The sequence below is a fragment of the Acidovorax sp. genome (assembly GCF_046291265.1).
In the GTDB taxonomy this organism is placed as follows: domain Bacteria; phylum Pseudomonadota; class Gammaproteobacteria; order Burkholderiales; family Burkholderiaceae_C; genus Acidovorax.
In genome coordinates this window covers 1-9,846 of the sequence record NZ_JBKBTV010000102.1, presented here as the reverse complement: position 1 = coordinate 9,846, position 9,846 = coordinate 1, and the positions used below count along the sequence as shown (strand labels likewise).

At 65.5% G+C, this 9,846-nt stretch carries 9 protein-coding genes and 1 pseudogene; 5 read left to right on the top strand and 5 right to left on the bottom strand.

From position 1 onward, the window contains the following. From ACK41V_RS22500 to ACK41V_RS22490, 3 genes are all read right to left on the bottom strand, one after another. The coding region (locus ACK41V_RS22500) for an ABC transporter permease (RefSeq protein ID WP_409785734.1) at positions 1-673 on the bottom strand (673 nt) is incomplete at its 3' end. 22 nt (positions 674-695) lie between these two features. After that, a complete protein-coding gene (locus tag ACK41V_RS22495) occupies positions 696-1,670 on the bottom strand; it encodes an ABC transporter permease (protein ID WP_409785733.1) in 975 nt (324 codons plus the stop codon). A 265-nt stretch (positions 1,671-1,935) separates the two neighbouring features. After that, positions 1,936-3,564 (bottom strand): ABC transporter substrate-binding protein, encoded by a 1,629-nt coding sequence (locus ACK41V_RS22490; protein WP_409785738.1) that lies wholly within the window; start codon positions 3,562-3,564, stop codon positions 1,936-1,938. Positions 3,565-4,152: 588 nt separating this feature from the next. On the opposite strand from ACK41V_RS22490, the gene ACK41V_RS22485 reads away from it, so the two are divergent. Then, positions 4,153-4,539: a VOC family protein gene (locus ACK41V_RS22485; protein ID WP_409785731.1), complete on the top strand. Its 387-nt coding sequence runs from the start codon at positions 4,153-4,155 to the stop codon at positions 4,537-4,539. 138 nt (positions 4,540-4,677) lie between these two features. On the opposite strand, the gene ACK41V_RS22480 is transcribed toward ACK41V_RS22485, so the two are convergent. Then, positions 4,678-5,364, bottom strand: a complete 687-nt coding sequence (locus ACK41V_RS22480; protein ID WP_409785736.1) for a DUF5074 domain-containing protein — start codon at positions 5,362-5,364, stop codon at positions 4,678-4,680. A 119-nt stretch (positions 5,365-5,483) separates the two neighbouring features. Next, positions 5,484-6,719: pseudogene (locus ACK41V_RS22475) on the bottom strand (helix-turn-helix domain-containing protein). 123 nt (positions 6,720-6,842) lie between these two features. Between ACK41V_RS22475 and ACK41V_RS22470 the strand changes: the two are divergent. From ACK41V_RS22470 to ACK41V_RS22455, 4 genes are all read left to right on the top strand, one after another. Next, positions 6,843-7,451: a class I SAM-dependent methyltransferase gene (locus ACK41V_RS22470; RefSeq protein ID WP_409785729.1), complete on the top strand. Its 609-nt coding sequence runs from the start codon at positions 6,843-6,845 to the stop codon at positions 7,449-7,451. A 7-nt stretch (positions 7,452-7,458) separates the two neighbouring features. Next, positions 7,459-8,232: a tRNA-uridine aminocarboxypropyltransferase gene (locus ACK41V_RS22465; RefSeq protein WP_409785727.1), complete on the top strand. Its 774-nt coding sequence runs from the start codon at positions 7,459-7,461 to the stop codon at positions 8,230-8,232. 31 nt (positions 8,233-8,263) lie between these two features. Further along, positions 8,264-9,151: a PA4780 family RIO1-like protein kinase gene (locus ACK41V_RS22460; protein WP_409785726.1), complete on the top strand. Its 888-nt coding sequence runs from the start codon at positions 8,264-8,266 to the stop codon at positions 9,149-9,151. Between the two features lie 240 nt (positions 9,152-9,391). Further along, positions 9,392-9,643: a hypothetical protein gene (locus ACK41V_RS22455; RefSeq protein ID WP_100412314.1), complete on the top strand. Its 252-nt coding sequence runs from the start codon at positions 9,392-9,394 to the stop codon at positions 9,641-9,643. The last annotated feature ends 203 nt before the right edge of the window (positions 9,644-9,846 follow it).

Sequence of the window (9,846 nt, the reverse complement as noted above, 5' to 3'; positions counted from 1 at the left end):
CCATCACCGGGCCCAGGCAGTTGGGCAGCAGGTGGCGCAGCATGATGCGCCAGGCCGGAAAGCCCAGGTTCTGCGCTGCCTCGATGTATTCCTTGCGCCGCTCCTGCAGCGCGCGGCTGCGCATGATGCGCGCGTAGTGCGCCCATTGCACCATCACGATGGCAATCACCACCTTGTCCACACCGCGGCCCAGCATGGCCAGCAGCACCAGCGCCACCAGGATGGTCGGAAAGCCGAGGATGAAGTCCACGATGCGCATCAGCACCGTGTCGACAAAGCCGCCCACATAGGCAGCGATGAGGCCAATCAGGCTGCCAATCACCGTGGCCAGCGCCACAGCGGCCAGGCCCACGGTCAGGCTGATGCGCAGCCCGTACAGGATGGCGCTGAGCATGTCGCGCCCCTGGCTGTCTGTGCCCAGCCAGTAGGTCAGGCCGTCCATGCTCTTGGAGCCGGGCGTCAGCCGCCCGTCCATCAGGTCGAGGGCGGCCAGGTCGTAGGGGTTCTGCGGCGCCAGAAAGGGCGCGAACATGACGACCACGAGCAGGACGATGAACGCGATCACCGAGCCCTTGACCGACGGGCGGCTGCGCAGCTGCTGGAGGATGGCGCGGCGGCGCGGCGTGTCCGTCAGCGGCGTCTGGGGGGTGGAGGGAGATTCTGGAGTTTGCATAAAACGCTTGTGCCCGCTCTGTTTAATCGGACTCTTGCAACTGCACGCGCGGGTCGAGCGCCGCATACAGCATGTCCACCAGCATGTTGATCATCACGAAGATGAAGGTCACCAGCATCACGTAGGCCACCACCACGGGGCGGTCGAGCTGGTAGATGCTGTCGATCAGCAGCTTGCCCATGCCGGGCCAGGCGAACACGGTTTCGGTGATGGTGGAGTAGGCGATGAGCGAGCCAAACTCCATACCGATCACGGTGACCACCGGGATGAGGATGTTGCGCAGGATGTGGCGCGTGAGGATGCGGCGGGGCCGGATGCCCTTGGCGCGCGCGAACTTCACGTATTCCTGCGTCTTGGCGTCCACCACACCGGTGGCCGTCAGGCGCAGCACCAGCGCGATGTTGGCGAGCGACAGGTTGATGGCGGGCAGCATCACATGCGACCAGCCATCGGCCGTCAGCAGCGACAGCGGCACGCCGAACACGGCCACGGTGTCACCCCTGCCCGCCGCTGGCAGCCATTGCAGCCACACCGCAAAACACAGAATCAACACCATGCCCTGCCAGAAGCTGGGCAGCGAAAAGCCCAGCACCGAGCCCGCCATCAGGCCGCGCCCCGTGGGCTGGTCGTTCTTGAGGCCAGCCAGCAGGCCCAGTGGAATGCCGATCACGATGGTCAGCGTGATGGCCACGAGCACCAGCTCCAGCGTGGCCGGAATGCGCTGCACGATCAGCTCGATGGCGGGCATCCCGTGCACGAACGAGTTGCCCAGGTCGCCCTGCAGCGCGCGAAACAGAAAGCTCGTGTACTGCTGCCAGATGGGCAGATCCAGGCCCAGGCGCTTGATCATGGCCTGGCGGTCGGCCTCGCTGGCTTCGGCGTTGACGAGCAACTCGATGGGGTCGCCCACCGCATACACGGCAAAAAACACCACCAGCGACACCGCCAGCAAAACAAAAAGGCTCTGCATGAACCTTCGCAGAATGAAGATGAGCACTCAGGCACCCCCTTGCGAAATGAATGAAGACCGCGCCCTGCAAGCATGGTGCGGGTGCACTTCGCTCCGTTGGCAAGGCAGAAGACGCACCACAACCAGGCGCACCAGGCGCACCGGGCGCGCGGTGCGGCGCTGGGCCGGGACTGCGGCGGGAGTGGGGAGGGGGCAAGAGTGGGGCATGGCGAGCCTGCGACAACAACGCGGCGTGGCAAATGAAAAACGGAGTGCGCAAGCGCACCCCGTATCGTTCACCACCGGTCGAGACTTACTTGGACTTGACCGATGTGGCCAGCGTGTACTGGTCGCGGCGGCCTTCGTAGGTCAGGCCCTTCTTGAAGGCCCAGATGCTGCTTTCAAAGTGCAGCGGGATCAGGGCTACGTTGTCCAGCGCGATCTTGGTGGCTTGTTCCAGACCGGCCTTGCGCTTGGCGCTGTCGACCGTGTTGGACGCAGGCAGGTACACCTTGTCGAACTCGGGGTTGTAGTTGGCGCCGTAGTTGCTGGTGCCCTGGCCCTTGGGCGCGTCGAGCGACGCCACCCACAACTGGAACAGCGCAGACGCCTCACCCGTCTCTGCAGGCCAGCCACCCATGGGCAGGCTGAACTCGCGCTTGGCGCGCTTGGGGAAATAGATCGACGCGGTCATGGCGTCCACGTTGGTCTTGATGCCGATGCGTGTGAAGTACTGCGCCACCGCCTGCGCGATTTGTGCGTCGTTCACGTAGCGGTCGTTGGTGGATGACAGCGTCAGCTCAAAACCATTGGGGTAACCGGCTTCGGCCAGCAGCTTCTTGGCGCCTTCGGGGTCGAACTTGACCTCGGGGCCCTTGGGCAAAGCGCCAAACATGCCGTCGGGCATGTACTGCGTGGTGGGCGTGGCCATGCCGTCCATGATGCGCTGCGTGATGGCATTGCGGTCGATGGCCATGTTCATGGCGCGGCGCACGCGCACGTCGGCCATGGGGTTCTTGCCGTCATGGGCCTTCACCATCGGGCTGGGGTTGCGGCCAATGTCGGGCTGCAAGAACACCAGGCGGGTGGAAGGCGTGGCCACGAAGTCGAACTTGGCGTTGTCTTTCACGCGCGTCAGATCGCGGGCGGCGGGGTTTTCGATCACGTCGTAGTCACCCGACAGCAGACCCGTCAGGCGCGGGCCAGCGCTGGGCACGGGCACCATCTTCACGGTCTTCCACTCGGGCTTGGGGCCCCAGTGGGTTTCATTGCGTTCGAGCTGAATGCCCGTGCCCTTGACGTAAGACTTCATCAAAAACGGGCCGGTGCCAATGGCGACCTTGCCGGTGTTGAAGTCGGTCACGGTGGGGTAGCCCGCCGTCACGCCGCAGCCCGTCTTGGGCGCGAAGCTGAGGGTTTTGAACTGGGCCATGCCGCTCCAGATGATGGGCAGCGACCGCGCCATTTCGGCGGGCAGCAGCGGCAGCGGCTCTGCGGTCTTGATGATCACGGTCAGGTCATCGGGCGTCTGCACATCGGACATGCGCTTGGTCGTGTCGGTGTACGACTGCGACACATTGGTTTCGTTGTTCAGCGTGCGGCAGATGGTGAACAACACGTCCTTGGACGTGAACGGCTGGCCGTTGGAGAACTTGACGCCGGGGCGCAGCTTGAACTCCCAGGTCAGATCGTCAATGTTCTTCCACGACGTGGCGAGCGAGGGGACCAGCTCCATCTTGGCGTTGCGGGCCACCAGTGTGTCGTACACGTGGGCGGCAAACGCATCGTTGGCCGTCATCTTGTGATAGTGCGGATCGGCCGCCGTGGGCTCGGCCGCCAGCGCCATGGTGAGCGAGGTGGACTGCGCGTGCGCGATGCCCACCAGGCCTGCTGACATTGCCACGCCGCCTGCCACGGCGAGCGCCGTCTTTCGAATGCCCATATTCATTTCAGATTCCTTTTTCATCAACTAGGGAGAGAAACACAAGAAGCGAGACCCAAAGCCAGGCGAAGCGCTTTGGCGAACGGGCCGCCCAGGTGGGCCCCGATCGCGGACTTGCTGCTGCTCTGGATGCTTTCGGTGCGTGGGGTGCCAGAAAGCGCGCCGTGGGTAGCGGCAACTTCACCCTGACAGCCCGCCTGCAGTCGCTATGCATGCATATTATCTGTTGAAATTCCGGGCGCCACTGGGGTATTCCTGCCTTGCTTGCGCCCCTTCCCGGGGATGCACGCAGCCGGCAAACACGCACCTGAACGCTTTTGGAAACGCCCAGGGTTCCTGCAGGCAGTGCAATGAATTGCTTCTAAATTAATAGCTAATAGCGCTTGATGGATAAGCGCTAGAGGCATATTTGGCTTCAAATCACGCTGCGATTCCTGGGCGAGGCCGTGCTGCCGCATGTGGGTGCGCCGCGTGCTGCGCCATCCTGGGGCTGGTATGCCGACACCCGCCCTGGGTCATCTACCAGCAAGTAACATCGCTCGGCCTACAACCCGCCCCACCGGGGGCCCCAAACGGAGACAGAAGAATATGTTCAGTCATGTGATGGTCGGTGTGAACGACCTGGAAGTGTCGAGAAAGTTTTACGACGCGCTGCTCGGCACCCTCGGCGTTCCGCCCGGCGTGGCCAACAAGAACCGCTATTTCTACCGCGGCCCCACGGGCACTTTTTGCATCAGCACGCCCATCAACGGCGAGCCAGCCACCTTTGGCAATGGCGGCACCATCGGCTTTGCCATGCAGTCGCCCGAGCAGACCGACGCGTTCCACGCAGCGGGCATAGCCAACGGCGGCACCACCTGCGAAGACCCACCGGGCTACCGCGAAGGCCCCAGCGGCAACCTGTACCTGGCGTATTTGCGCGACCCGGATGGCAACAAGATTTGCGCGCTGCACCGCCCGCCCAAGCCGGTGTAGAGCGACTCACAAAACTCTTCTGGCGTCGTTGCTGCGTGTTGTCGTACTGAACGTACTGCCTGCGACGCAGTGCCTGGCCAGAACCGCTTCGCTGAGTTTTGTGAGCCGCTCTTGGGCGTTGCTTCTTTCTCAGCTTCCTCAAGCCGCAGTGCGGGCCTGTGGCCGCCGCACTGCGCGCACCTTGCCGCTGCCGCCGCCACCGCAGTAAAACAACCCGGCACCGTCGGATTCGAGCCCACTCACGCCCACGCCCTGGGGCATGTCCAGCTGCTGCAGCACCGCGCCGCTGGCGGGGTCGATGTGGCGCAGGGTGCTTTCTTCGCCCTCCCAGGTGCCGTGCCACAGCTCGCCGTCCACCCAGGTCACACCCGTGACGAAACGGTTGGATTCAATGGTGCGGCGGATGGCACCCGTGGCGGGGTCAATCTGGTGGATCTTGCGGTCGCGGTACTGGCCCACCCACAGGCTGCCCTCGGCCCAGGTCAGGCCTGAATCGTTGCCGCCGCCTGGTGCGGGAATGGTGGCAATCACTTTGCCCGTGGCGGGGTCGATCTTGTCGATGCGCGACTCGGCGATCTGGTACAGGTGCGTGCCGTCAAACGCGGTGCCTGCGTCGCAGATCACGTTGAGCGTGCGGGTGGTGGCGCCGCTGGCGGGGTCAAAACCCACCAGGTGTTCGCCCGTGGCGGCCCATACACGCTGGCCGTCATGTGTCACGCCGTGGATGGTGCTGGCCCCGCCGAACGGGCCGTATTCGCGCACCACTTCGGCAGGCTGCCGAGCCGCGATGGACAGCTGTTTGTGGGAGGGCGGGGTGCCCGCCATGTCGCTGCTGCAGGCGGTGTCCTGGGTGGTGGTGTGGGTGGTTGTGGTCATCTCGTAGCTCCTTGGACAAGTGCCCGGTGCACTGCAAAGGGCGCTGTGCGTTGGGCGGTGAGGCCACTTTAGGGAATCGGCTGCGATGTGGGGAGTAACAAGATCGTCGTGAATCCCACCAGCGGCGCGGCCAGCCAGCGGCGGGCCCGGGCCTAGCCGATGGCGCGCACGCGGCCGGTGGATTCCAGCTCGCCCAGCGCGCGCTGCACGGTGCGCTGGCTGTCGCCCAGGGCCAGCGCCAACGCCGATGTCGACCACGCCGCGCCATCCGCCAGCAGCGCCACCAGTGCGCCCTGCTCGCCATCCACCGGCGGCGCCAGCACAGCCACACCGCGCCCGCCGTGGGGCCGCAGCACAAAGCCGCGCGGCGTGGCCTCCACGCCCGCCAGCGGCGCGATGAGCTTGCGCAGGCGGCCTATTTCCACCCGCAGTCGGGCGCGGTGGGTTTCGTCAGGGTGGCGGGTGCGGAATACGTTGGCGATCAAGGCTTCGCGGTCCACATCACCGGGCCAGGCGGTGGCCAGCGCGCGCATCAGCGCAAACAACACCGGGCGGCGCGCCAGCGGCTCCCACAGGTCGCCCGCGCGCACGCCGTGGCGGCAGGCATCCACCACCACTTGCTTGGGTGAGGCCAGTAGCGCGGCCACATCGTCCAGCCGCAGCATGTGTTCGGCGCCGTTCGCAAGGCAGCGCGCGGCGGGTTGGGTGAGCAGCGCGTGCGCCTGCGCCACCTCGGCCAGCAGCGCGGGCACGCCCGACTCGGCCGCGGCCTGTTGCGCGCGCTGCAGGGCGGTGCGTGCAGTGCCGATGTGCAGTGAACGCAGGGCCAGTTCTGCGGCGGCAAGCTCGGCCACGGCGACAAGCGAAGGGGGCAGTCGCGTGGTCGCATCGGCGGTTTGAGCGCCTGCCAGCGCAGCGGTTGCTTCGTTCAGCTTGCCCAGCAAAATCAGCTTGCGCGCTGCCACCAGCCGCGCTTGCAGTGCGTTGGCAGCGTCGCCGTGGGCCTGCAGCGTGGTCGCAGCAGTTACCAGCGCATGCGCTTGCCCGCCCAGGTCGCGCATGGCCAGCGCCACCTCGGCCTCGGCCACCACGCAGCGGGCGCGGGCCACGGGCTCGTGCGTGCCAAAGCCGCGTGCTGCGCGGCGCAGCAGATCGCGGGCGCGCGGGTGCTCACCCAGTTGGGCCATGGCAATGCCACGCAGGGCCAAGGCCGGTGGGTCGTCGCGCAGGGCCACACGCTGCAGGGCGGCCAGCGCATCGCCTGCGGCCAGCGCGCGGGCTGCGGCGGAGATGAGCGAATCCATGGCGACAGCCTAACGCAGCGTGCTGGCTGGATGGCATGCGGGAGCGCGTGGGGGATACTTGGCCGCTTCGCTCCACCACCCACCGGGTGGTGTGCACACACCAAAAAACACGAGGACCCGCCATTGAAATCCGCCAGCGCCACCACCTTCGACGAGGCCTACTACCAGCGCTTTTACTTCGACAAGAAGACCAGCGTGGTGGACCCGGCGCACATGGAGCGCCTGGGCACCTTTGTCTGCAGCTACCTCAAATACCTGCGTGTGCCGGTGGTGCGTGTGCTGGACGTGGGCTGCGGCATCGGGCTGTGGAAGGGCATCGTGGCGCAGCACTTTCCAGGGGCCAGCTACCAGGGTGTGGAGTTCAGCCCCTACCTGTGCGAGCGCTTCGGGTGGCAGCAGGGCTCGGTGGTGGACTACGCGGCCGATAAGCCGTTTGACCTGGTCATCTGCCAGGGCGTGCTGCCCTACCTGAGCCCGCCGGACCTGAAGGCCGCGCTGCTCAACCTGGGGCGCCTCTCCAAAGGCGCGCTGTATGTCGAGGCCGTGTCGCGCGAGGATTTTGAGCGCGACATCATCGACGAAGAGATCACCGACAACCGCGTGTTCCGCCACCGCGCCGAGCTGTACCGGCGTGGCCTGCAAGAGGGCGCCATGGAGCTGGGCGGCGGCTTGTGGCTGAGCCGCAAGGCCGAAGTGCCGCTGTTCGCGCTGGAACACGTGGGCGGGCACTGAGTTGACGGTGGAGCGCCCTGCCAACCCGGCGCCGCACGCCGTCTCCCGCCTGCGCACTGAACGCCTGGCCCGCAGCGCCAAACCCTTTCTGGCCCGCGGCGGTATCAAGGGCGAGCGCTGCCCCGGTTGCCGCCTGGTGCCCAGCCACTGTGTGTGTGGGGTGTGCCCGGTGGTGCCCACCCGCGCCGGGGTGTGCCTGCTGATGGCCGACATCGAGCCCCTCAAGCCCAGCAACACCGGGTGGCTGATCGCCGACGTGGTGCCCGACACCTTTGCCTTTGGCTGGGCCCGCACCGAGGTTCATCTTGACCTGCTCACGCTGCTGGCCGATCCGCAGTGGCAGCCGTATGTGGTGTTCCCCGGTGAGTTTGTGGCGCCCGAACGTGTGGTGACGCAGGTGCCCGCGCCCGAGCCCGCGGTGGTTGGCACGCAGGTGGCGGTGGCCAGGCGCCCTCTGTTCATCCTGCTCGACGCCACCTGGCCCGAGGCGCGCAAGATGTTTCGCAAAAGCCCGTACATCGACCGCTTTCCGGTGCTGAGCCTGGAGCCCGATCACATCTCCCGCTACCAACTGCGGCGCTCGCGGCGGGACGACCACTTTTGCACGTCCGAGGTGGCATCGCTGTGCCTGGACCTGGCGGGCGATACCCACGCCGCGCAGGTGCTCGATGCCTATCTGGACGTCTTCACGCACCACTACCTGCAGTCCAAGCACCAGTTGCCGCCAGACCGGGCGGGCGACGCCCACCAGCGGCTGCGCCAGCTGACCGCTGGCGACTGAGGGGATTGCGCACAAAGCGCAAAATGCACCCATGAAAGCACCCCCCCGCCTGCAATCCCTCATCGAGGAAGGCCTGATCGACACCGTGGTCCGCCAGCTCATGAGCGGCAAGGAAGCCATGGTTTTTGTGGTGCGCAGTGGCGACGACACGCTCTGCGCCAAGATCTACAAAGAGGCCAACAACCGCAGCTTTCGGCAAGCCGTGGACTACACCGAAAACCGCAAGGTCAAGAACTCGCGCTCGGCGCGTGCCATGGCCAAGGGCAGCAAGTTTGGCCGGCAAGAACAAGAGGCCGCCTGGCAAAGCGCCGAGGTCGATGCGCTGTACCGGCTGGCCGCTGCGGGCGTGCGCGTGCCGCAGCCCATCAACTTTCACGACGGCGTGTTGCTGATGGAGCTGGTGACGGATGCCAACGGCGACGCCGCCCCGCGCCTGAACGATGTGAGTTTTACGCCCGAAGACGCGCGCACCCACCACGCCACGCTGGTGGCCGAGGTGGTGCGCATGCTGTGTGCGGGTGTGGTGCACGGCGATTTGTCGGAGTTCAACATCCTGCTGGCGCATCTGCCGGGCGTTGATGGCGAGGCCGGTGAGGGTGGGTCGGATGGCCCGGTGATCATCGACCTGCCCCAGGCCGTGGACGCCGCAGGCAACAACCACGCCCAGCGCATGCTGCTGCGCGATGTGGCCAACCTGCGCGACTTTTTCGGCCAGTTCGCGCCCGAGTTGCGCACCACGCAATACGGCCCCGAGATCTGGAGCCTGTACCAGACCGGGCTGTTGAGCAACGAAACACCGCTGACCGGTCGCTATGCCCCAGAGCACGTGGACGTGGACATGCAGGCCGTGCTGCGCGAGATTGACGATGCGCGGGATGAAGACGCGGCGCGCAGGCTGCGCATGGCGACGGCGGCCTGAGCCGTTCGTTTCACGCGGTGCCGCCGCTGGCACGAATGGCCAAAACACTCGCTATTGCATGGAACTCCTGATTTGATAGCTGCTAGCGCTTATGGATAAAGCGCTAGAGGCCTATTTGGCTTGATTTTGGATGGCCACGCAGTGCCATTCCGGGCGCAGGTGCCTTACAGTAGCCGCCCGCAGCACGCAAACCCGCCCGCTCGTCCACACACCACAGCCCACCAGGGCTGCCCCCACATGCTGACCAAAGACATAGTCCGACAGAACGACCTCAAACCCATGGTGCTGTGCGAGCCCTGCCAGGGCATCCAGCGCAACTGGCGCAAGGCGCCGGGCCACGCCGAGCTGGTGCAGCGCGGCAACCGCAAGGAAGAGCGCGACGACGGCAACGTCACCATCACCCGCTACGTGTGCGACCGCTGCGGCACCGGGTGGGAGTATGAAAACGACAAGAACAACCAGAAGGCCGGTTGGTCGGTGGTGGGGCGCTGAAGATCAAAAATAATAGCTACTAGCGCTTTCTGGATAAGCGCTAGCGGATGTTTTAATCTGAAATTCAGAAGGCCCATTCATCGCCTTCTTGGGCCACACCCTCCGCGTGCTGCAGGGCGTTGGAGGCTCCCTTGTATCTTTCGTTTTCGATGTTTAGGCCATTGAGTTTGGACAGTTATCCACAGCCCGTAAGCCCTCTGGGA

Excerpts from the sequence above, each read along its gene's own strand:
- ACK41V_RS22485 (WP_409785731.1), top strand. The coding sequence starts at position 4,153 with ATGTTCAGTCATGTGATGGTCGGTGTGAACGACCTGGAAGTGTCGAGA.
- ACK41V_RS22480 (WP_409785736.1), bottom strand. The coding sequence starts at position 5,364 with ATGGCGGGCACCCCGCCCTCCCACAAACAGCTGTCCATCGCGGCTCGG.
- ACK41V_RS22490 (WP_409785738.1), bottom strand. The coding sequence starts at position 3,564 with ATGGGCATTCGAAAGACGGCGCTCGCCGTGGCAGGCGGCGTGGCAATG.
- ACK41V_RS22460 (WP_409785726.1), top strand. The coding sequence starts at position 8,264 with ATGAAAGCACCCCCCCGCCTGCAATCCCTCATCGAGGAAGGCCTGATC.